The sequence below is a fragment of the Synechocystis sp. IPPAS B-1465 genome, assembly GCF_003015225.1.
Taxonomy (GTDB): Bacteria; Cyanobacteriota; Cyanobacteriia; order Cyanobacteriales; family Microcystaceae; genus Synechocystis.
In genome coordinates, this window is sequence record NZ_CP028094.1 from 2,063,542 (window position 1) to 2,086,259 (window position 22,718).

Annotated in this window: 22 protein-coding genes; 15 read left to right on the plus strand and 7 right to left on the minus strand. The window is 46.9% G+C overall.

The features are described 5' to 3' along the window. Positions 1–204: 204 nt before the first annotated feature. On the plus strand, positions 205–2,823 hold the full coding sequence (gene clpB / locus C7I86_RS09815) for an ATP-dependent chaperone ClpB (RefSeq protein WP_010873076.1): 2,619 nt from the start codon (positions 205–207) through the stop codon (positions 2,821–2,823). Here the strand turns inward: clpB and C7I86_RS09820 are convergent. Together C7I86_RS09820 and C7I86_RS09825 are read right to left on the minus strand one after the other, a co-directional pair. Further along, complete coding sequence (locus C7I86_RS09820; protein ID WP_010873077.1) at positions 2,809–3,108, minus strand: hypothetical protein; 300 nt, start codon at positions 3,106–3,108, stop codon at positions 2,809–2,811. The two genes, clpB and C7I86_RS09820, sit on opposite strands and share 15 nt — an antisense overlap. Before the next feature lie 192 nt (positions 3,109–3,300). Beyond that, a complete protein-coding gene (locus C7I86_RS09825) occupies positions 3,301–4,299 on the minus strand; it encodes a phosphoribulokinase (protein WP_010873078.1) in 999 nt (332 codons plus the stop codon). Between the two features lie 522 nt (positions 4,300–4,821). Between C7I86_RS09825 and petH the strand changes: the two genes are divergently transcribed. Next, complete coding sequence (gene petH / locus C7I86_RS09830) at positions 4,822–6,063, plus strand: ferredoxin--NADP reductase (RefSeq protein ID WP_010873079.1); 1,242 nt, start codon at positions 4,822–4,824, stop codon at positions 6,061–6,063. Positions 6,064–6,154: 91 nt separating this feature from the next. On the opposite strand, the gene C7I86_RS09835 is transcribed toward petH, so the two are convergent. After that, positions 6,155–6,994 carry a Cof-type HAD-IIB family hydrolase gene (locus C7I86_RS09835; RefSeq protein WP_010873080.1) on the minus strand — a complete coding sequence of 280 codons (840 nt, stop codon included), beginning with the start codon at positions 6,992–6,994 and terminating at the stop codon, positions 6,155–6,157. Between the two features lie 324 nt (positions 6,995–7,318). Here C7I86_RS09835 and C7I86_RS09840 point away from each other — a divergent pair, with 324 nt between their 5' ends. From C7I86_RS09840 to C7I86_RS09875, 8 genes are all read left to right on the plus strand, one after another. After that, positions 7,319–8,191, plus strand: a complete 873-nt coding sequence (locus C7I86_RS09840; RefSeq protein WP_010873081.1) for a lipopolysaccharide assembly protein LapB — start codon at positions 7,319–7,321, stop codon at positions 8,189–8,191. An 83-nt stretch (positions 8,192–8,274) separates the two neighbouring features. Further along, positions 8,275–8,682 (plus strand): photosystem II protein Psb27, encoded by a 408-nt coding sequence (gene psb27 / locus C7I86_RS09845; RefSeq protein WP_010873082.1) that lies wholly within the window; start codon positions 8,275–8,277, stop codon positions 8,680–8,682. Further along, the gene (rnc, locus tag C7I86_RS09850) at positions 8,679–9,374 is read left to right on the plus strand and encodes a ribonuclease III (RefSeq protein ID WP_010873083.1); all 696 of its coding nucleotides are present in this window, start codon (positions 8,679–8,681) and stop codon (positions 9,372–9,374) included. Before psb27 ends, rnc begins: the two co-directional genes overlap by 4 nt. A gap of 33 nt (positions 9,375–9,407) precedes the next feature. Continuing rightward, the gene (gene fetB / locus C7I86_RS09855; RefSeq protein ID WP_010873084.1) at positions 9,408–10,187 is read left to right on the plus strand and encodes an iron export ABC transporter permease subunit FetB; all 780 of its coding nucleotides are present in this window, start codon (positions 9,408–9,410) and stop codon (positions 10,185–10,187) included. A 273-nt stretch (positions 10,188–10,460) separates the two neighbouring features. Further along, a complete protein-coding gene (locus C7I86_RS09860; protein ID WP_010873085.1) occupies positions 10,461–11,903 on the plus strand; it encodes a carotenoid oxygenase family protein in 1,443 nt (480 codons plus the stop codon). 90 nt (positions 11,904–11,993) lie between these two features. Next, positions 11,994–12,257, plus strand: coding sequence for a type II toxin-antitoxin system Phd/YefM family antitoxin (locus C7I86_RS09865; RefSeq protein WP_010873086.1), 264 nt, complete (start codon positions 11,994–11,996; stop codon positions 12,255–12,257). Beyond that, entirely contained in the window at positions 12,254–12,514 is a 261-nt protein-coding gene (locus C7I86_RS09870; protein WP_020862284.1) for a Txe/YoeB family addiction module toxin, read from the plus strand. The genes C7I86_RS09865 and C7I86_RS09870 overlap by 4 nt, the downstream gene beginning before the upstream one ends. 166 nt (positions 12,515–12,680) lie before the next feature. Further along, a complete protein-coding gene (locus C7I86_RS09875; RefSeq protein WP_010873087.1) occupies positions 12,681–13,271 on the plus strand; it encodes a chromophore lyase CpcT/CpeT in 591 nt (196 codons plus the stop codon). Here the strand turns inward: C7I86_RS09875 and pgsA are convergent. From pgsA to recN, 3 genes are read right to left on the minus strand one after another with little or no spacing between them, the layout of a single operon-like run. Next, positions 13,268–13,807, minus strand: a complete 540-nt coding sequence (gene pgsA / locus C7I86_RS09880; protein WP_010873088.1) for a CDP-diacylglycerol--glycerol-3-phosphate 3-phosphatidyltransferase — start codon at positions 13,805–13,807, stop codon at positions 13,268–13,270. The two genes, C7I86_RS09875 and pgsA, sit on opposite strands and share 4 nt — an antisense overlap. Before the next feature lie 39 nt (positions 13,808–13,846). Beyond that, the gene (locus tag C7I86_RS09885; RefSeq protein ID WP_010873089.1) at positions 13,847–15,640 is read right to left on the minus strand and encodes a diflavin flavoprotein; all 1,794 of its coding nucleotides are present in this window, start codon (positions 15,638–15,640) and stop codon (positions 13,847–13,849) included. 25 nt (positions 15,641–15,665) lie between these two features. Continuing rightward, a complete protein-coding gene (gene recN, locus C7I86_RS09890) occupies positions 15,666–17,420 on the minus strand; it encodes a DNA repair protein RecN (protein ID WP_010873090.1) in 1,755 nt (584 codons plus the stop codon). A gap of 764 nt (positions 17,421–18,184) precedes the next feature. Here recN and C7I86_RS09895 point away from each other — a divergent pair. Beyond that, complete coding sequence (locus tag C7I86_RS09895) at positions 18,185–20,020, plus strand: hypothetical protein (RefSeq protein ID WP_010873091.1); 1,836 nt, start codon at positions 18,185–18,187, stop codon at positions 20,018–20,020. A gap of 143 nt (positions 20,021–20,163) precedes the next feature. Here C7I86_RS09895 and C7I86_RS09900 read toward each other — a convergent pair whose 3' ends face one another. Beyond that, a complete protein-coding gene (locus tag C7I86_RS09900) occupies positions 20,164–21,216 on the minus strand; it encodes a 2OG-Fe(II) oxygenase (protein ID WP_010873092.1) in 1,053 nt (350 codons plus the stop codon). A gap of 226 nt (positions 21,217–21,442) precedes the next feature. Here C7I86_RS09900 and C7I86_RS09905 point away from each other — a divergent pair, with 226 nt between their 5' ends. From C7I86_RS09905 to C7I86_RS09920, 4 genes are all read left to right on the plus strand, one after another. Then, positions 21,443–21,670 (plus strand): DUF2281 domain-containing protein, encoded by a 228-nt coding sequence (locus C7I86_RS09905; protein WP_020862282.1) that lies wholly within the window; start codon positions 21,443–21,445, stop codon positions 21,668–21,670. A 111-nt stretch (positions 21,671–21,781) separates the two neighbouring features. After that, on the plus strand, positions 21,782–22,060 hold the full coding sequence (locus C7I86_RS09910) for a type II toxin-antitoxin system VapC family toxin (RefSeq protein ID WP_230401098.1): 279 nt from the start codon (positions 21,782–21,784) through the stop codon (positions 22,058–22,060). A 161-nt stretch (positions 22,061–22,221) separates the two neighbouring features. Then, positions 22,222–22,506 carry a BrnT family toxin gene (locus tag C7I86_RS09915; protein WP_014407120.1) on the plus strand — a complete coding sequence of 95 codons (285 nt, stop codon included), beginning with the start codon at positions 22,222–22,224 and terminating at the stop codon, positions 22,504–22,506. Positions 22,507–22,510: 4 nt separating this feature from the next. Further along, on the plus strand, positions 22,511–22,717 hold the full coding sequence (locus tag C7I86_RS09920; RefSeq protein WP_010873094.1) for a hypothetical protein: 207 nt from the start codon (positions 22,511–22,513) through the stop codon (positions 22,715–22,717). Position 22,718: the final 1 nt, after the last annotated feature.

Genomic DNA, 22,718 nt, shown 5'->3' on the forward strand with positions numbered 1-22,718 from the left:
AATTTTCCTTCCCTGACTGTTTTTGCGCCATTGTCTAGCTCAAAGTCAGCCTCCGGCATCCTCTAGAAAGACTTCCATCCCCTGGTTGAGCAAGGGTAAACCCCACCACTGCATTGGGAAAACCCTCCTTCCTAGCTCCGGATTCCACCCCCTAAAATTGATTTGGTAGTCCTTACACACCCAATAGCCAATATAGAAAATTTTATGCAACCCACAGATCCTAATAAATTTACGGAGAAAGCTTGGGAGGCGATCGCCAAAACACCGGAGATTGCTAAACAGCATCGACAACAGCAAATTGAGACGGAACACCTACTCAGTGCCCTACTAGAACAAAATGGTCTGGCCACCAGCATCTTTAATAAGGCTGGGGCGAGCATTCCCCGAGTTAACGATCAAGTTAATAGCTTTATTGCCCAACAGCCAAAATTAAGTAATCCGAGTGAATCGATTTATTTAGGCCGCAGTCTCGATAAATTGTTGGACAATGCGGAAATAGCCAAGTCTAAATATGGAGACGACTATATTTCCATCGAGCACTTGATGGCGGCTTACGGCCAAGATGACCGCCTGGGCAAAAACTTATATCGAGAAATTGGCCTAACAGAAAATAAGTTGGCAGAAATTATCAAGCAAATTAGAGGAACCCAAAAAGTGACCGATCAAAATCCAGAGGGCAAATACGAATCCCTTGAAAAATATGGGCGAGATTTAACGGAATTAGCCCGGGAAGGTAAACTAGATCCTGTCATTGGCCGGGATGAAGAAGTGCGGCGCACCATTCAGATCCTTTCCCGCCGCACAAAAAATAACCCTGTGTTAATTGGGGAACCGGGGGTTGGTAAAACGGCGATCGCCGAAGGTTTAGCCCAAAGAATTATTAACCATGACGTACCGGAATCATTGCGGGATCGCAAACTAATTTCCCTCGATATGGGGGCGTTAATTGCCGGGGCAAAATACCGGGGGGAATTTGAAGAAAGACTTAAAGCGGTACTTAAAGAAGTTACCGACAGCCAGGGGCAAATTATTCTCTTTATTGACGAAATTCATACCGTTGTCGGCGCTGGGGCCACCCAAGGAGCCATGGATGCGGGCAACTTATTGAAACCCATGTTAGCCCGGGGTGCTTTGCGTTGTATCGGGGCCACCACTTTAGATGAATATCGCAAATATATCGAAAAAGATGCGGCTTTGGAACGACGTTTCCAGGAAGTTTTAGTGGATGAACCCAATGTATTAGATACCATTTCCATTCTCCGGGGATTAAAAGAACGCTATGAAGTACACCACGGCGTAAAAATTGCCGATAGTGCCCTGGTAGCGGCGGCCATGTTGTCCAATCGTTACATCAGTGATCGTTTTCTGCCGGATAAAGCTATTGATTTAGTAGACGAAGCAGCGGCCAAATTAAAAATGGAAATCACCTCCAAACCAGAGGAATTAGATGAAGTTGACCGGAAAATTCTCCAACTAGAAATGGAGCGTTTATCTTTACAACGGGAAAATGATTCTGCTTCCAAGGAGCGGCTAGAAAAATTGGAGAAAGAGTTGGCTGATTTTAAAGAAGAACAGTCTAAACTTAATGGCCAATGGCAGTCGGAAAAAACGGTTATTGATCAAATTCGTACTGTTAAGGAAACCATCGACCAGGTGAACCTAGAAATTCAACAGGCCCAACGGGATTACGACTACAATAAAGCAGCGGAGTTACAGTATGGCAAATTAACTGATTTACAGCGGCAAGTGGAAGCTTTGGAAACCCAATTGGCGGAGCAACAAACCTCTGGCAAATCCCTCTTACGGGAAGAAGTTTTAGAGTCTGACATTGCTGAAATTATCTCGAAATGGACCGGCATTCCCATCAGTAAATTGGTGGAATCGGAAAAAGAAAAACTGCTCCACTTGGAAGATGAACTACACAGCCGAGTGATTGGTCAGGATGAAGCGGTAACCGCCGTAGCCGAAGCCATTCAACGCTCCCGAGCTGGTCTTTCCGATCCTAATCGTCCCACCGCTAGCTTTATTTTTCTGGGCCCCACAGGGGTCGGGAAAACTGAGTTAGCGAAGGCTTTGGCGAAAAATTTATTCGACACGGAAGAAGCCCTGGTGCGGATTGATATGTCTGAATATATGGAAAAACACGCTGTTTCCCGTTTAATGGGGGCCCCTCCGGGCTATGTGGGCTATGAAGAAGGGGGACAATTGACGGAAGCAATTCGCCGCCGGCCCTATTCGGTCATTCTTTTTGACGAGATTGAAAAAGCCCATGGGGATGTGTTTAACGTCATGCTCCAAATCCTGGATGATGGCCGTTTAACCGATGCCCAAGGCCATGTGGTGGACTTCAAAAATACGATTATCATTATGACCAGTAACCTGGGCTCCCAATACATTTTGGATGTGGCGGGGGATGATAGTCGTTATGAAGAAATGCGGAGCCGAGTTATGGATGTAATGCGGGAAAACTTCCGCCCAGAATTTCTCAATCGGGTGGATGAAACGATTATTTTCCATGGCTTACAAAAATCCGAGTTACGATCCATTGTCCAAATTCAAATTCAGTCTTTGGCTACCCGTTTGGAGGAACAAAAATTAACTTTGAAGTTAACGGATAAAGCCCTAGATTTTCTGGCTGCCGTGGGCTATGACCCCGTTTATGGGGCCCGACCTTTAAAACGAGCCGTCCAAAAATACCTAGAAACGGCGATCGCCAAGGGAATTTTACGGGGGGATTACAAACCTGGTGAGACCATTGTGGTGGATGAAACCGACGAACGCCTCAGTTTTACCAGTTTAAGGGGGGATTTAGTCATCGTTTAGGGACTTCTGTTCCGTCAACTCTGACGGATTAATAACTCCATCAATGCTAACCCTAGGGGATTCCAACTCCGCCGTCATGGTTGCCCCTGGGGTTTGGTGATGGGGTAATAACTCCTGACCCCGGTTAATCAAAGCCGCCATGCCCTTGTCATAATTGCTGGCGATCGCCAAAAAAGCACCGGCCATAACGTAAATAGGCAGGGGCAAAATTACCCCCCATAGCCATTGGAAAAGTTGCACTCCGGCAAATAAAACCACCACCACCACCAGTAAAAATGGCATCATTATCCTCCCCAGAAATAAGCTCAACCCGGATGTTGTGAAGATATCAAACAACGACTCCGCCTTAGATATTAGAAGATTTCTCCCTTAAATCAAACCCCAACAAAAATCGTGGCGGAACCACAGCCATGGCCACCACGAAATAGTAAATTAGGTTATGCAGACCAGCAGGTCAGGTAATTATTGGTACCGCAGTTACACAGAGGCCGGGACCTTAGCTTCCGCCGTTAACTGTTCGTAAACTTCCCGCATTTTCAGACCCACTAACACCTGGAACAGGCCAGTACCATTGTCAGTGCCTGGGTAATCCTTATGCTTGAGCAACAACTCGGTCATTTCACCGTAGTACTTAGTACCAGTCTTGCTGAGGTGGTTTTCCACATAAACCATTTCCTCTAGGTTTTCAAACCTGCCGTCCACTTCCAGCAAAGATACTTCGTTGCCCATAAAATTATCGGGGCCGTAGTACATCTTGATGCCAGGATAGGTACAGGTCAGCTTCCGACCACAGGGACGCCAATCAATGGTGGAACCTTCGTCAAACAGGTAGGCTGGCTCGAAGAATTTAACCCCTTCTTTTTGCACAAGACGAACCCGCAGGAGTTTACTTTCCTTGTCCTCAATCAAGCGGGTGGGCAACACCTGGATCACCACGTCCGCATATTGCTTTTGGGGCTCGATATAGGCAGTGAAGTCAGGCTTACGGGCGTTGATGGAAGCCAAAATATCTTCATAGGTGTGGCCCCGTTCGGCCATGTCCCGTTGAATTTTCCAGTTAATTTTCACTTCTTCGCTGATGTCCAGGTAGACCCCGAAATCCACCAGTTCCCGCACCCGTTCATCGTAGAGGGGATGCAAACCCTCAATAACCACCACTTTGTTGGGTTCAACTTTTTCCGGCGGATCCAGCAGCCCCGTTTCGTGGTTGTAAATGGGTTTCATAATGGATTGACCACTTTTGAGCGTTTTAATCTGCTCATACATGAGGTCAAAATTGTTGGCTCTGGGATCCAGGGCGGTGACCCCAGCGGCTTTTCTACCCTGGCGATCCAAACTATGGTAATCGTCCAAACAAATTACCGTCATGAACTCTTCGCCGAATAAATCCGTTAAACGACGTAAGAAAGTAGACTTACCGCAACCGGAATCCCCGGCAACACCAATAAGAACCACGCGGTCTAGCTGTGTGGTCATAACATCCCTCAAAAATGCAAAACTGATTGTTAACCCGGTTTCCTAGAAAATTTCTCCTCACCCCAGATGGCGTGTTGGAGAGACAAACCAGAGCCTATGGGCTTGTTAACCCCCTGTCAAGGGCCGAAGGAAAACTAATCCTGAGATCTAGTCATCCTGGTCAACCCCAGATAACGCTCTTCGGTTCTAGCCAGAGATATAGCCTGACCCTCTGAATACTGAGTATGAATTCTATCAGAATTGTATTCCCTTCTACAAGATTGACCGATTCAAGGGGGGGCGCGCCCTATGACTAGACTTAACTTAGACTAGTGGAGGTTCATTCCAGGGTTAATCGTCCGGTAAAGTGATACATGGGTTACATTTTATCAAGGTTAACTTTGTTAGGGTGGTAGGACTAAATATCCGCTTCTGACCCCACTGCTCCTCCCGGCCACGGCGATCGCCTGACGATGGTAGGCTTGATAATACTGCGATAAATTTCTGTCAGTATTATTTGATTGAGTAGGGAGCAATTAACCCATGTACAGTCCCGGTTACGTAGCGACTTCATCCCGCCAGAGCGATGCCGGTAATCGTTTATTCGTTTATGAGGTAATCGGCCTGAGTCAGAGCACCATGACTGATGGCTTAGACTATCCCATCCGCCGTAGTGGCAGCACGTTCATCACCGTCCCCCTAAAGCGGATGAACCAAGAAATGCGACGCATTACCCGGATGGGAGGAAAAATTGTCAGCATTAAGCCTCTAGAGGGAGATTCGCCTTTACCCCACACCGAGGGCATTGCTAAACCCAGTCAATCCGAGGGAAGTGGTTCAGAAGCGGTGGCTAATCCAGCCCCTGAATCTAACAAAACCATGACAACAACCCCCAAAGAAAAAAAAGCTGACGATATTCCCGTCAATATTTATCGTCCCAAAACTCCCTACATCGGCAAAGTTTTAGAAAATTATCCTTTGGTAAGGGAAGGGGCCATTGGCACAGTACAACACCTCACGTTTGACCTCTCCGCTGGGGATCTCCGTTACCTAGAAGGGCAAAGTATCGGTATCATTCCCCCCGGGGAAGATGATAAGGGCAAACCCCATAAGTTGCGCCTGTATTCCATTGCTTCCACCAGACACGGTGATTTTGGCGACGACAAAACCGTTTCCCTCTGTGTGCGCCAATTGGAATATCAAAACGAAGCCGGGGAAACCGTACAAGGGGTCTGCTCCACCTACCTGTGCAACATCAAGGAAGGGGACGACATTGCTATTACTGGCCCCGTTGGCAAGGAAATGCTCTTACCCCCAGACGAAGATGCCAACATTGTGATGCTGGCCACCGGCACCGGCATTGCCCCCTTCCGGGCCTTCCTGTGGCGTATGTTCAAGGAACAACACGAAGATTACAAATTTAAAGGCCTAGCTTGGCTCATCTTTGGCATTCCCAAATCAGAAAATATTCTCTATAAAGATGATTTGGAAAAAATGGCAGCGGAATTTCCCGATAATTTCCGCTTAACCTATGCCATCAGCCGGGAGCAACAAAATGCGGAGGGCGGCCGGATGTATATCCAGCACCGGGTGGCGGAAAATGCTGAAGAACTGTGGAATTTGATGCAAAACCCCAAAACCCACACTTATATGTGTGGTCTCAAAGGCATGGAACCCGGCATTGATGAAGCGTTCACTGCCCTAGCGGAACAAAATGGCAAGGAGTGGACCACTTTCCAACGGGAAATGAAAAAAGAGCACCGCTGGCACGTGGAAACCTACTAAGGACTTTTGCCTGGGCATTAAGTAGATTAATTTGTTTGGTCTGAAGGGGAGTTTGCTGTTGGCGGGCTCCTTTTCAGTTTTGGGCCAACAATTAACAGAGTGCTAGGGTTGAATCTAGGCAGAACCTAGCCAAGGCTTGGGACACTCCATCGGCTTCCACGTCCGCCGTTACCCAGTCTGCCACCTTTTGCACTTCCGGGGGAGCATTACCCATGGCTACCCCCACTCCGGCATATTTCAGCATTTCCACGTCGTTAAAATTGTCTCCGATCGCCAAAACTTCTTGGGGATCAAGCCCTAACACGTCTTCAGCTAAATGTTGCAGGGCCAGGCCTTTGGTGGCTTCGGCGTGGGTGACTTCAAAGTAAATCTCGGTGGATTGGGTCAGATGCACGGCTTGGCCCTGGAGTTTTTGACCCATTTCCGCCATCAACTGGGCCATGAGGGGAGCATTGCGACTGATGGCTAACATTTTGGTGGTGCTACCCAATTCAATAATTGAGCGTAGATCGCCGCTAGCTTGGGCCATGGCACCGGACCTTTCCATATAAACATGGGTTTCTGGGGTGATATGCCGCACATGGAGCTGGTCGTTGTAATAGCAGTGGATATCAAGATGGGGTTCCAGTTCCGGTCGCTCAAAATGGTCCAAAATTTCCAAGGCGATCGCCGGGGGCAGGGGTTTTTCCCTTAAAACAGCACCAGTGTGGGGATGCTTGGTTAGGGCACCGTTGTAACTAATCAAAGGCAGGGTTGATTGAATGGTCTGATGGAACCGTAGAGCAGAACTAAACATACGGCCAGTGGCCAACGCCACTTGGATACCCCGGCTCTGTACCTGGTGAATGGTTTTCACCACTGACGGGTTAATTTGATTGGATACTCCGGCGATGGTGCCATCAATGTCCAATACTACTAACTTGATTGACACTGTTAAACTCCCTGGCAACGGATTAGTTGGGCAAAAATTCTGTTAGAAAGCTGAAATCTAAAGCTTAAATTTACAATGATTTATATTTCCCCCTCCATTTAACCATTCTGAGAACAGCGCTTAACATGGACTTCTAGGGTCGGGCGGCTATGCTGGAAAAGCAAAAATTGCTAGTCTGGATGGTAAAAATTATCTTTGAGTCTTCCATGACTGAACTGGTGGAGTGATCTGTCAGGGTTATTAACTGAGATTTAAATTATTTAGACTTAAATTTTTCAATCATTGCTTTAAGCTAGGGTAAATCTTGCCGGAGGAGGCATTGGGGTGGCAACTTCTAGGACACAACGGGATGTTTGGGTTTATGTCGGCATTGGGGCCATGGTCAGTGCCTTGGTGTTATTTTCCTTGGTGCCTCTGGTGATGGGTTTGTGGCAACCCCGTCCCGCTGCGGATGGAGTCGTCAATGGGGGCACACCTCTAGAAAGTCAGGCGTTGGGCTATCAGTTAGTGCTGGAAAGGGAGCCGGATAATGTCAATGCTCTCCAAGGTTTGCTAGAAATTCGCCTGCAACAAAAAAATCTGGCAGCGGCGATCGCCCCTCTCGAGCGGTTGGGACAGATTAGAACGGATCAGGTGCAGTACCGTATTCTGTTGGCCCAGCTTAAGACCCAACTGGAGGACAATGCGGGGGCGGCAAAGGTTTACCGAGAAATCCTGACTCAATCCCCCCATAACATCCAAGCTTTGAAAGGTCTAAGTGGACTTTATGCCCAACAGGAACGCCCCGCTGAAGCGGTGGCCATTGTGCAAAATGCCATCACCCAGGCGATCAAAGCCCAAACCGGAGCCCCTGGCACTGTTCCCCCCGACCAACTCACTTCCTTACAACTTCTGCTGGGGGAAATTTACCTCAGTCAAAATCGCCCCGACCAGGCGATCGCCATTTATGAAGCCGCTAGCAAAGTCAACGGCAATGATTTTCGTCCCGTCCTAGCCCAGGCCCAGGTCATGGCCCAAACTGGCAAAGTTAAGGAGGCCGACCCTTTTTTCCAGCAGGCAATTATGCTGGCTCCAGTGCAGTATAAGGACCCGATAAAAAACATTGCCCTCCAGGTGACCAACCAGGCTTTGGCCAATCAGAATGGAGCCCCCGAAACCAGTATCCCTTCCCCCGCCCCCATCCTCAAGTCAGAATAAAAGGAAGTCTTAGGGGGCCCTGGCCAACTGGTAGGATAGAAAAATTAACAAAATTTAGTAACAATCCAGGGAGGGAACCCTCAGTGATGTCCTTTTTGAAAAATCAGTTGTCACGGCTGTTGGCCTTAATTTTGGTGGTGGCGATCGGTCTGACGGCCTGCGACAGCGGCACAGGACTCACCGGCAACTATAGCCAAGATACCCTGACGGTCATTGCCACCCTGCGGGAGGCCATCGATCTACCCCAGGATGCCCCCAATCGCCAAGAGGTGCAGGACACCGCCCGGGGCCAGATTAATGACTATATTTCCCGTTACCGTCGCAAAGGTGATGCCGGTGGGCTGAAATCCTTTACCACCATGCAAACGGCCCTCAACTCCCTGGCTGGATACTACACTTCCTACGGTGCCCGTCCCATTCCCGAAAAGCTGAAAAAACGCTTACAACTGGAATTTACCCAGGCAGAAAGATCCATTGAACGGGGCGTGTGAACCATCCCGATTTCCCCCCCATCGGGGACCCCCAGTTAAAACTCGAAGCCCTCACCCATCGTTCCTATTGCAACGAACATCCTGGTACTCCTTCCTATGACCGGCTGGAATTTCTTGGGGATGCGGTGTTGGGTTTTGTGGTGGGGCGCATTCTTTTTGAACGTTATCCCCATTTTACTGAGGCAGAGTTAACCCGTCTGCGGTCCCAGTTGGTTAATCAAAATCAGTTGGCCTATCTAGCGAGGTTTTTACACATTGCGCCGGAAATTCGCCTGAGCCAAAGTTTGGCCAGGGACGATGGACAATCCAGCCCTTCCATCCTGGCCGATGTTTTTGAATCATTGTTGGGGGCGGCTCTCCTGGATAGGGGTTTGACGGCGGTGGAAGATTTCATTCAAGAACTATTCGTTCCCATCCTAGAGCAGTGGGAAAAAAGCCAGGATGGGCGATCGCCAAAACTAGTGCCGACCATGGATGTAAAAAGCATGCTCCAGCAGTGGGCCTTGGCCAAAACTAAACAATTGCCAGAATATGAACTAATCAACACCAGTGGGCCACCCCATGCCCAGGAATTTACCTTTACCGTCAAAGTAGCGGGAAAAATCCATGGCCAAGGCTCTGGCCCCAGTAAGCAAATTGCCACCAAACAGGCAGCCCTAGAGGCATTGAAAAGTTTGGGGCTATTGCAATAAGCAAAGCAGAATCCACACTGGTGGGGAGAAACGATGGAACACGCCTTAATCGAACTGGATTGGGCCGACATTGGTTGGATGTTGGGACTCCTGGGCGCGGCGATCGCCCTTTTGCAATGGCAGGGGCTAAATCTGACGGGGCAATTACTGTGGGCCGGGGGACGCACCATTTTGCAACTGATTGTGGTGGGCTATTTTCTCGCAGTGGTTTTTTCCTTGGATAATCCCTGGGCAGTGTTGCTAGTGTTGGCGATTATGTTAACCATTGCCGCCGTGGTGGCCAGAAATCGCATTAATCCCCGCAGTAAATCCCTGTTTGGTTGGCTATGGCTTTCCTTGGGGGCCAGTACTGCCATCAGTTTGGGTTACGCCCTGGTGGTGATTATCCAGCCGCCCCAATGGTATTCCCCTCAATATCTCATTCCCCTCACTGGCATGATTCTGGGACAAACCATGAACAGCGCTTCCTTAGCCGGTGAAAGATTAGCCAGTGCCATTCAGCAAAATCCCCGGGAAATTGAAACCCACCTTTGCTTAGGAGCTACCCCCGGCCAGGCGATCGCCAGTTATCGTAGGGCCGCTATCCGAGCCAGTCTGATTCCCACTGTGAACCAAATGATGGTGGTGGGCTTGGTCAGTTTGCCGGGAATGTTAACCGGGCAAGTGTTAGCTGGGGGTGATCCCCTCAATGCCTCGGTCTATCAAATTTTGATTATGTTCTTAATTTTATTGACCAACACCCTTAGTACCATTGCAGTCACCGCCACGGTTTACCGTCAGTATTTCAATCAACATCAACAACTTTTAGTGTAACCACGAATAGCCAGCTTTTTAAAAGCCCAAACCGGGCATCGAAAAATTAACTATTTTGTCTTTTGATCGGTACTAGGTTTTATCCCCAATTTGGGTCGTCATCATTCAAGGAATCCCCATTGTCCCCTGGGAAATTTTGCTATGATCTGCCTAGCTTTGCAGTCGAAAAACCCCAGTAATGTCTCTACTTTTGCTGGTGTTCCCCGGAAGCCCAACGTCTGTTAAGGCTGATTTTTCTGCCGTCATTTCCCACACAAATTTTTTCACCCCTCTATGACCGCTACCCTCTCCCGGGCCGCTTGGGCCAGCAATTTCAGCCAAAACGCAGTGGAATTTGACCGCACTGGATTGGAGCTGATCTCAGGACAAATTCCGGCGGAATTAAAGGGGAGTTTGTATCGCAATGGGCCGGGCCGCCTCAGTCGGGGTTCGGAAAAAGTCGGCCATTGGTTTGATGGGGATGGGGCGATTCTGGCGGTGCATTTTGGCGAAGGGCAAGCCCAAGGACTTTATCGTTACGTGCAAACCCAAGGTTACGCAGAGGAAGAAAAAGCAGGACGTTATCTTTACGGTAACTACGGCATGGTTGATCCTCAAGGGGTTTGGCATTACTGGAAAAGTTTGTTGACCCAGACCGATGTACTCAAAAATGCTTCTAATACCTCGGTAATGGCTCTGCCCGATCGCCTATGGACCCTGTGGGAAGCGGGGCATCCCTACGCTTTGGATCTAGAGAATTTAGCTACGTTGGGCACGGAGGATTTTGGCGGGGCTTTTCAACCGGGGCAACCTTTTTCCGCCCATCCTCTGCGGGATCCGGTCACGGGGGAAATTTTTAGTATTGGGGTGGATTTCCAATTTAACCTCAACCTTTACCGTCTAGACCGCCAGGGCAACTTGCTCAAGCACCGTCGTTTGAAACTGAGCCGCACTCCCTTCTGCCATAGTTTTTGCATGGCGGGGCGTTATCTGGTCCTGTTTTTACCCCCTATCACCCTCAATCAATTTTCTTTACTGTTGGGTAATGTGGCCTATGCCGATGCTCTGGGTTGGGATGCCCAAGGGGGAACAAAGATTGTGGTGTTCGATCGCCAAACGTTGGAAATTGTCAGTAAAGGGGAAACGGAATCCTGGTTCCAATGGCACTACGGCAACGGCTGTGAGTTGGACGATGGCAATGTGCGGCTCGATTTTGTTCGGTTCAACGATTTCGCCCAAACCAATGAATATTTGCGTGAAGTACCCACCGGAGCGGTGAAAACCTCCACGGATGGTCAACTATGGCAAGCTATCCTCAATCCCCAAACGGCCAAAATAGTTGAGTTAACCAATGTGCTGAGCCGCAGTGGGGAATTTCCGGTGATTAATCCCCAACGGACTGGGCAACCGTGGCGCTATACCTATATGGCTCTGCAACGACCGGCGGAAATCCTTGGTTCCCAATGGTTTGGGGAAATTGCCCGCATTGATTACCACACAGGGGATGTAACCACAGCTAAGCTAGGAGAGCATCAGTATCCCGTGGAACCCCTTTACATTCCCCACCCGGATGACGGCGGTCGGGGTTGGATTATCACTGTGGTCTATGACGGCGATCGCCATGGCAGTGAGGTGTGGCTATGGGATGCGGATCGTTTGCAGGCAGAACCCATTTGTCGTTTAGCTTTACCCCAGGTAATTCCCTTTAGTTTCCATGGCACTTGGCGATCGGTTTAGGAAAATTTTCCGTCAGCATAGTCAATTAAGGGCAACTTTCCTGGTCAAGGGACACAGTTACAATGGAGCAAAATCTCAATGGAGAGCTGAATGAAAGCAATTACAACCACCCAAGCCAAAGATCATTTGGATGAATTAATTAATGCTGTCATTTCTGATCTAGAACCAACCATCGTTAGCAACAATCAAGGTCAGCAGGCGGTATTAATATCATTGGATGAATTTAATTCTTGGCAAGAAACCCTTTACTTACTCTCTAATCCAACCAACGCAGAACATTTAATGGCATCGATTAAGCAAGCTGAAACTGGACAGATCATTAAGCAAAAATTACCAGATTTATTGGAACTGTGAAAATCGCCTTTACCGAGCTATCTTGGCATGATTACCTCTGGTTTCAGCAAAATGATAAAAAACTTCTCAAAAGAATTAATTTACTCATTAAGGCAATTGCCAGGGATCCTTTTGATGGTATAGGAAAACCAGAACCACTCAAAGCAAATCTTTCCGGTTACTGGTCGAGGCGCATCAATTCTGAGCATCGTTTGGTGTACACGATTGCTGATCGAGATTTACTAATTATTTCCTGCCGATTCCATTATCAAAGGTAAAACCACGCTTCGTACAGAGTTTTTAATGAATACTTGGCGTCAACTAATGCGGTAAAATTACCTGAAACAAGATATTAGATGCCTTGAGAAGGCTTCCAATGTATTTTGTCTTTACTTAGACATTTTTTAAAAACCTTTTAAAGCAGTCATTATTCAATAACTATTTATGTCCCATTCCACTGATCTTTCCGCCCTAGCCCGTTGGATGGCCGCCGATTTTAGCAACCAGGCCCAAGCCTTTGAAAATCCCCCTTTTTATGCCCATATCCGGGTGGCCATTCGTCCCCTCGACCAAGCAAAGTTTGGCGATCGCCTTTTATTTTTAGAACAGGCCTACGACTTTATGTTGCAGAGGCCCTATCGCCTACGGGTGCTGAAATTAAAGGTGGTGGAAGATCATATTGAAATTGAAAACTTTAAAGTCAAAGATGAGGAAAAATTCTATGGTGCGGCCAGGGATTTGGGCAAACTAGCTCAACTAACCCCCGCTGATCTCGAACCCATGCATGGCTGTGACATGATTGTGGAATGGACCGGCACTAGCTTTAAAGGGGAAGTGCAACCGGGACGGCAATGCCGAGTGATGCGGGACGGCAAGGAAACCTATCTGGAAAATAGTTTTGAAGTGAGCGAAACGGGATTAATTAGCCTCGACCGTGGTTACGATCCAGAAACCAACGAACGGGTTTGGGGCTCCGTGGCCGGTGCTTTTCATTTTGTCCGGTGGCAGAGTTTCGCCGATGAAGTTAGTTTTTAGCCAGCCTCGACTTTGTTGTTTCCCGGAGGAAACAGGTAGATTGCCCCGGAAATGAGCGTTAAAACCACTGCTATCCAGAAGATGACCGTGCCAATTTGGCCATAAATTTCTGGCAACGGTGCTAACAACAAGGCGATCGCCGTGATTTGGGTAACGGTTTTTACTTTGCCCCAGAGATTGGCCCCGGCAATTTCTGTTTGACTGGCAAGCTGGGGATTAACCCGCCAACCGGCGATGACTAACTCTCTGGCCAAAATTAAACCCACTGCCCAGGGGGGAACTACCTGCCAAGTTAACAAAATTAATAACGGGGCTAATACCAGTAATTTATCCACCAACGGATCAAGGAATTTGCCCAACTCCGTCACCTGATTTAACCGGCGGGCTAGGTAACCATCCAACCAGTCAGTGCTGGCGGCCAGCAAAAAAATCCCCACTCCCCACCAACGGGTTTCGGCTTCTGGAGTCGGTAGCCAAAGAAATAGCAGGGGTAAAGCCAATAAACGGGAAACAGTTACCCAGTTGGGTATATTCATCGAGAAAACGGTGTATTAGGACTAAATTTGCGCATTGAACTAATAATGATCGCCAGATTTCCGGTGATGCACCGCCGTTACCCCATCTTTGAGTAGGGCACCCCGGTCAGTCACGGCGTAAAGAACCCAATGGTCACCGCACTCCAGCCGTTGTTGTACCCGACATTCCAAATAAGCCAGGGATTCCGTCAAAATTGGTGCGCCATTTTCCGCCGTTTCCGTGGCCACGTCTGCAAACCGATCGCCGCCGGGGGCAAAGGGTTTGAGAAAATGTTTCATCAGTCCCAGATGGTTGCCTTCCTGCAAAATATTCAACACAAAGCAACTGTTTTTGTGTAGCAAAGATTCGATCGCCCTTTCTTTGGCAACGGCAACGGTCAAACCAGGGGGGGAAAAGGTAGCTTGGGAAACCCAGGAAGCTAACATGGCACTGCTCAATTCCCCTTGCTGGGCGGTAACCACACAGAGGGAACCCACTAAACGGCCTAACGCTTGTTCGGTGCGGGCAGATTCCGACTCCGGCAGAGCAGATTTAGGTTGACGGCGTTTTTCTGCCTTTTTCAGAGCTTGGGCAAAATCCGTACCGGCCTCTTCGCACATTTTCAAAGTTTGGTCGGTGGGCTTAAATTTCACCCGGATGGTGTCAAAGCCAAAGCTAAAGCCCGCATCCCGAAATTTGTTTTCCAGCATATCGATCGCCTCTCCACTCCAACCGAAGGAACCAAACACGCCGCACAGTTGGGTTTTGGACGCATTGGCCAGGGTGATGCCCAGGGCCGTTTGAATGGGGGTGGGGGCATGGCCGCCCAGAGTAGGGGAACCAAAAATAAAGCCAGCGGATTTACCGATCGCCTCCTTAATTTCCTCTGCGTTGCTAGTTTCCGCATTGATGGCCGTTACCGCTACCCCAGCTTTAGTAATGCCTCTGGCGATCGCCTGGGCCAGGGTGCTGGTATTACCGTAGGCAGAAGCGTAAATTAAGGCCACGTTCAAAGCTTGGGCCTGTTGTTCACTGAGCCATTGCTGATAGTTACGGGTCAACTCCCGCAAACCGTAGCGCACCAGGGGGCCATGGCTGGGGGCATAGGTCTGGGCTGGATAGGCTTCTAACTTATTCAGGGCGGCACTAACCTGGGCGGCGGCGGGGGCCAACAGACAATCAAAGTAATAGCGGCGGTCTTCTTGGTAAATAGTCCAACCTTCATCGAACACTTGGTCACCACAAACGTGGGCCCCGAACAGTTTATCGGTGAATAAAATTTCGGTGCGGGGATCGTAGGTGCAGAGTTGCCCTGGGTACCGGGGGCTAGGGGTGGGGATAAAGGTCAATTCATGGCCCCGGCCCAAATCCAGGTGGTCATTACCTTTCATCACTTGGATAGGATTATTGACTTCAGCATCCGCCAGCAATTTTTCTAAATTTTGAGCGGCGGGGTTAGAGCAGATAATGGTTGCCTGGGGAGCTAGGCTCAACAAAAGCTTCAGGGTATGGGCCCGGTTGGCGTTGACGTGGCCCAAAATGACGTAATCCAGGCTGTTGAGGTCTAACCGTTGAATTAGGGTGCCGACAAAATTATCGGTGAAGGATTCCCCCGGCGGGTCAAAGAGGGCAATCTTATCAGCACTGATCAGGTAACTATTGGCAGTGGTGCCCCGTTGCAAACCATACTCAATTTCAAACTTCAACCTGTCCCAGGTGCGGGAGCGAAACACAGTGGTGTCAACGGCGATCGGGCAGATTTGAACGTCTTTGGCAGGCATGGTGAGGGGAGGGAAAAGACAACTGACCAACAACGGTAGTTGGACTGTCTCCAGTTTTGCATGGATTCCCACTGTTAACTAACCCTGCGGCTCGGGATTAAACTTGGGAGGCTTGGCGACGGGCGGCGGATTTTTCCAATAAAGATTGGGCAAAGGCTAACGCTTCTTTGGCGGAATGGCCCCCGGTGAGTTGGGCTAATTCCTGTTGGCGATCGCCGTCGGATTGGAGGGGAGTAATGCGAATAACGGTGCGTAAATCTTCGTCAAGCTGGGGATTGGTGGGATCGGCAATATTTTCATTAATGACCACTTTGTCCACATGGAAATGGGCATCGGCCAGGGCCGCCACCAAAGGTTGATGGGTGACACAGAGCAGTTGTTGGCGCTGACTGAGTTGGGCTAGCTTGTCGGCGATCGCCTGGGCTACTTTGCCGGATACTCCCACGTCGATTTCATCAAAAATTAAGGTTTGGCTGGGGGGAGCCAGTTCACTAAAACAGGCTTTGAGGGCCAGGAGGAATCGGCTCATTTCCCCACCGGAGGCAGTGGCGGCCAAGGGTTGAATTTTTTCCCCGGTGTTGGGGCTGAAATAAAACACCACCTGTTCTGCGCCGAAACTACTGGGGGCACTGGACTCCAATTGGCAAACAAAAATTACCTTTTCCATGGCCAGGGGCTTGAGTTCTTGTACCAACCTTTTTTCTAGTTTTTGCGCCGTTTTTTGGCGAATTAAAGTTAACTGACCACAATGTTTAATTAATTCTTGCTCTGCCTTGGTCAAAGATTCCTGCAACTGGGCGAGGGATTGTTCTCCATCCGTCAACTGGTCATATTCAGCTTGGATTTTTTCTTGGTAGGCAATCGCTTCGGTTAAGCTAGGGCCATATTTACGACAAATCCTTTTCAGCACCTGCAATCTTGCTTCCACTTCCCCTAACCGCTCTGGATCAGCTTCCAAATTATCTCCATAGCGTTGCACTTGCCGTCCTGCTTCAATTACTTGGGTTAAAGCTGTTTGTACCAGTTCCAATAAGGGATTAAGGCTACTGTCAAATTCCGCCATGGTTTGCAACTGTCCTTCCGCATCCCCCAACAAATCGGCGATCGCCGGGGTATCCCGTTCACTTTGGTACAAAAGCTGGGTGGCTTGATAGCTTAACTGTTGTAGTTCCACCACATGGGAAAGTTTTTCCTGTTCTTGGATTAACAATTCCCATTCATCGCCATCGGTTAATTCTGCTTCGGTCAATTCCTGTAACTGATAGGTTAAAAAATCCAGCCGTTGTAAACGATTTTGTTCCGATTGTTGCCTGGCTGTTAAAGCTTGTTTGGCTTGGGTAAATTCTTTATAAGTTATTTCCACCGCTTGACGTTTTTCTAATAAGTTTTGCCCGCCAAATAAATCCAGTAGTTGCCGTTGTTGCCCCGGATCTAATAGTTGTTGAGTTTGGCCCTGGGCTGTAATTTCCACCAATTGGCTCCGCAATTCTGCCAAAATTTGGCGATTTACCAACACTCCATTCAGGCGGGAACGGGAATTTAATGAGCTTCCTTTTTTGCTAAATTCCCTCGTGCAGGCAATGGTGTTGTCTTCCAATGGTTCAATGGCTTGGGTTGCTAACCAATCATTAAGCTCGGTACTGGTGGAAAAAATTCCTTCAATCACACCGCTGGAACACCCCTGGCGCAAAACCCTCGCTCCGGCCTTTCCTCCTAGTAATAAATCAATCGCATCAAGCAAAATTGATTTCCCGGCGCCGGTTTCCCCCGTCAATACATTCAAGCCTTGCCCAAAGTTAATTTCTAAGCAATCAATCAAAGCAAAGTTATTGATCCGCAGGGATAGTAGCATGAAAAATTAGCCAATAATTTGAACGTTATGCTATGGGAAACTGTCGTTACGATAACTAAGTCTAGAATATAAGTGCAAAATAAAGTACGTCAGCCTTTCATACCCGATTCGGCATGGATTTTGATTTTACCGATGTCCGCCCCGATAAGTCCATTAAATAACCTTATAAGAGCCTGTTCGAAAAGCTCCCCTAACCTCCCAAATTTGGGGGGAAACTGAATGAAAGTCCCCCAGTATTGGGGGATTTAGGGGGCGGAATAAAACTTTCCAAACATGTTCTGAAAAGTTTTTAAATTTGCTTGCTGTCCACTGATGTGGGGGCAGGGCAGGGCAGTAATTTACTTGGGCGAATTGATGGTTGGTCCTGTGATTGAACGGAAGATTCTTTTCGAGTTTAGTTACCAATTGGTTTATGCCCCAGCAGGGCATTTTTGATTTTGCCTAACTCCTTGACTAGTAATGGTTTTGGGCTTTTAGCCAGATTTATCTCTAACTCCTCTGCTACTTTTTTGATTCTGTCTGGGTAGGTTAGGCTTAGGGTTTAATGAATGGTTGGAGGGCTGTGATCCAGATCACATACGTGGGTTAACCGGGATAATAAAATACAGTTTGGTGAAATGAAGGGTGGTGGTAGAGAGTTGACCCAGCTTCAAACAAGAACCAAAGTTCAGTGTTCCTAATGTAATTCGTTTGTTTTTATTTTCTTTTATTGATTGCTTTCCTATCTCGCTCACTTTATTTTTACTCACAGTTGAAGATCAATTATGAATACTCGCTTTTTCCTCAATTTCCTCACTGCCCCCAAACGTAATGCCGGCTTTGCCATGCCCATGGTGATTATGGGCGGTTTGGTGATTACGGTGGCGGCCGCCGCTATTGCTATGAAGGGGATGAATGATCAAAATCAGGTCACAGCGAAGGCAGCTAAGTCCTCTAGTGACGCAGCAGCGGAGACCGGCTTAGCGCGTGTTCAAGGTTTGCTTGCAAGCAGTAAATATGCAGCTCTTTTCGACGATTCTGATTGGGCAACCTTAATACAGTCGGATGGAACACCAAACAGCGAAACTACCCTTGGAGCTGTTCTTGAAGAGCATCTAAATTCGGTATCAAGCAACAGTGGGTCTATCTGTAGTGAGGGGAGCTCTTCTGGCGTTGATTCGGCTAAACTTGCATCTCAAAAACAAGTCTTAGGCAAACTTCGTGAGTTAGCTACTGAAGCGTCTGCTGGTCAAGTAGAACCGATTAATAGCAATAGCTCTTTTCGTATAGTAAGTTACAAAGTTGGAGTTGAAGAAGAGAACAAAGGCAAAATTCCCCAAGGTCAAGTTATTGGGCGTCTAGTTGTTGAGGGAGTGTCTAGCAAAGGAGCAACTGACGCCGTAACCCGTTTGATGGTGGATATTCCTATTTCTGGAAAACCAGGAACTTCCACTTTTGGTGGTTCGGATACGGTGCCTGCACTTTGGATATCAGAAGGCGGTGTTGATAAGGGTACTGCTGGTGACACTGTAGATACAACAGGTACTCCCGCTGTTCCTAAGACTGGTGAAATAAGAGGAAATATAGTCCTGGCAGGGTGTGGTTCCACAGATTTAACTGATGCTTATATTGATGATCTTAACTCAATACAGAACGCTGCTGGGGGATTTGCCGCTGTAAGGGCATCTACCCCAATGCCTTCCATCCCATTGTCGGCTTTAGCATCGGCAAGATCTCAGAATCGTGTATATACACTAAACGTGGGGAATAACGATTCAATCTCTCTCCCCCGAAGTGGAGAACAGCCGGTTGACGGTTACTATTACTATGAATCTAGTAGTTTAGACAGAAAGTTTGAGCTTAACTTTGACAATACTGGAGGAAAGAAATACCGTCTGTATGTAACTGGTGACATTGGTAGAAATGCGGAAATCAACGGAACTTGTAATACAGCTGATGGTTGCCAGCCGACAGATATCCAAATATTTGGTCTTTCGAGTAGTGGTTCAATTTGCATGAATGGAAACTCGAGCCGAACGACGAAAGCTTTTGTTCTTGCCCCCAATTACGATATAGGTCGCACAGGAAATGGGAGTTATGAAGGAATGCTTTTGGGTAAGACTTATGCCAAAGGCAATTGTGCTGTAAATAATGGCAAATTGGCTGTTACCCAAACCTCTCAAACCTGGGGATCGGTTCCTCCTGACCTACGTCCACTTACCGCTCCATCACCTACCCTTACATCATTTTCTAGCTGGTCTCAGATTGACTCCAGTTTAGCTGATGATGATGCTATAACTGAGCCCCCAATTTACACAGGTTCCTTCTTAACAGCTTCTTCTAGTCCATCTCCCAGTCCCAGTCCATCTCCTAGTCCCAGCCCGTCTCCCAGTCCCAGCCCATCTCCCAGTCCCAGTCCATCTCCCAGTCCCAGCCCGTCTCCCAGTCCCAGTCCATCTCCCAGTCCCAGTCCATCTCCCAGTCCCAGCCCATCTCCCAGTCCCAGCCCATCTCCTACCCCAGTTACCGTAAATGTACAGAACAAGAAGGCTTGCGATGATCTAGGAGGGACGTACTCTCAAAGCGGGAATAACAAAACCTGTACTTACATTCCTCGGTAGCCCGTAGAGTGTTTTCCTCCCCCTTCATTAAGCCCAAAAATCTCTAGCAAAACAATATCAAAATTACTTTAGGCAGACTCCAGCAGTTTGCTTTTTTTTGCTTATTTTCCCAGAATTAAAGGCACAACCGTAAAGATAGAATTTTACTTCTTTCTCACCCAACCATTAATGGTAAATCGACTATCTGCAAAAGCTTGGGAAGGACAGTTTACTGGTAGAACTTCGTGCATATAGCGACTGAGAAAAAAGACAATGCTGTTATTAACTGGCTGTACAGTTTTAAATGATTCAGCGGCTACATAAAAATTATTTTCGATTTTACTGTCATAAATGGCTAGCTCTCCACCAGAAAAGGCTTTAGGCTCTCGGTTAAAGTAATAAACATAGGTTAATTCACGGGTAGCAGAATCGGGGCTACCATTATCATTATGTACTTTGTAATAATTTCCATGGTTATGGGCAGTAAGTTGAGCTTCTACATAATCAATTTGAAAAGGTTGTATTTGTAGATCACTAATCAGTTGGGGTAAAATTGCCTTTACTCGTTCTATTATTAATTCTGAAAACGGCGCAAAAATCGGCAAAAACATAGAGCGACGATAATCAGAATCATTAGCTGAATTGCTTGTAGGCAGGAAATTATTTTCATTCTGAATTACAAATTTAAACAACTGCTCTAACTCTGTAGCACTCAAAAAATCTTTCACCTGAATAAAATGGGATGGCAAAATTTCTGGTGAAGCTTGGGGAGTAGCTGAAGTAGACTGTCGCTCTATCTGAATTTGACCTATAGATGAATTATTAGATAAGTTTTTATAAAAGTTGTGATTAATTAGAAATGAAGGTGCGTAGGATTCTTCAGCTTGGCTAACAGTTGATTGTGAAGAGGATTCGACTTGAGACTGGTTAATAATTTGCCAAAGTTTGTAATTACCCTGATGGCTAACTAAAGTGCAAACAAAATTTCGCCAAGCAAACTGAAATAATACCTCTTGAGTTTTCAACATATTTAAGGTGTCTGCATCAAACTCTAGCAAAATACACAATTCTTCCGTCGTTATCCAGAATTCGGAATCACTAACTTGCTTAACTAAGTTAAGTTGCTGAATTACCGCATGAAGTTTACTTTGCAATGGTTCTTGCATGATTCTGGTCATAGTAGTTAAAAGAGTATTGACAATCTCTTCAATAATCATTTTCTCATGATCAAAATCCTTTAGGCAGATCCCAGTGGTTTATCTTCTTTTTTGGCCGCTTTTTCTGTGGTGGCATTTCTGGTCTGAGGTTATTTGGCGGTCAAGAATAGGATAGCGCTTGGCGATCAGGGGGGAGAGGTTGACAGATGCCCAGCCCTATTGGCAGTGGGCTTGCTGAGCTTGTGTTAGCATAGAGCTATTATCGATTGATTAAGATGTCAAAACTATGACCAAACCAACGATAGAACTATCAGAGAGTGTATTTAAAAAAATTCAGGTACTTTCTCCGGAAAACCAAAAACAAATTCTAGATTTTCTAGAATCTATAACAGCAAATTCCGATGAAACTCAAGAAAAAAAAGCAACTAGAATTTCAGGATTGTATCAAGGACAAGGCTGGATAAGTGATGATTTTAATGATCCTCTAACGGATGAGTTTTTTTCGGAAGTCTGATTTATGGAACTGCTGTTAGATACTCATGCCTTTGTTTGGTGATCAATTGCTCAGGAAAAACTATCTTCAAAAGTAAGTTCTTTATTGTCAAACACAAGTAACAAAATATTTTTGAGTACAGCAAGTGCATGGGAGATACAAATTAAACTGCAACTTGGAAAGTTACAACTTAACATTTCCCCAGAAGAATTAATCAAAAATCAAATGACCATCAATGGTTTGCAGGTTCTGTCTATTGACTTGGAGCATATCTGGAAACTGGCGGTTCTTGAACATCACCATAAAGATCCCTTTGATCGAATCTTAATTGCCCAATCTATGACCGAAGAAATTCCGATTTTAAGTATTGATAAAGTCTTCGATCTTTACCCGGTTCAAAAACTTTGGTAACTGTTCAGGCGGTCAGGGTTAACTGACGATCAAGGATCGGATTGTGCTTGGCGATCGGGTATTAACGGCGATCCACATTAACCATGGGCTTATTTCCACCATGCTAGAATAGGGGCACAACTGACTTAAAGCAGTGTCTCCCACAGATTAGCGACCTTAAAATGAATTCACTTTCTTTTGAATGGGACGAAGAAAAGAATCGAACCAATCAGAAAAAACATGGTATTTCTTTTGAGGAAGCTGAGACTGTTTTCTACGATGACAATGCTATTCAGTTTTGGGATGATAATCATTCAGAAGTAGAAGATAGATTCCTAATGCTGGGTAGAAGTTCCAGAATGAGAATCCTGCTAATTGTTCACTGCTTCCAAGAGAATGAATCTATCATCAGAATTATTTCTGCTCGCAAGGCTACTCCTAAAGAAACGAAACAATATAGAGGATAATATTATGAAGAAAGAGTATGATCTAGCCAACATGAAAAGCCGTCCTAATCCTTTTGCTCAAAAGCTTAAACAAAAAGTTACTTTACCTTTGGGAATTGATGTAGTTGATTTTTTTGAAAAGAAAGCACAAGAAAAAGGCATTTCTTATCAAGAAATAATTGAATTATATCTTCAAGATTGTGTTGTTAATAATCGAGAACTTTCATTTTAAA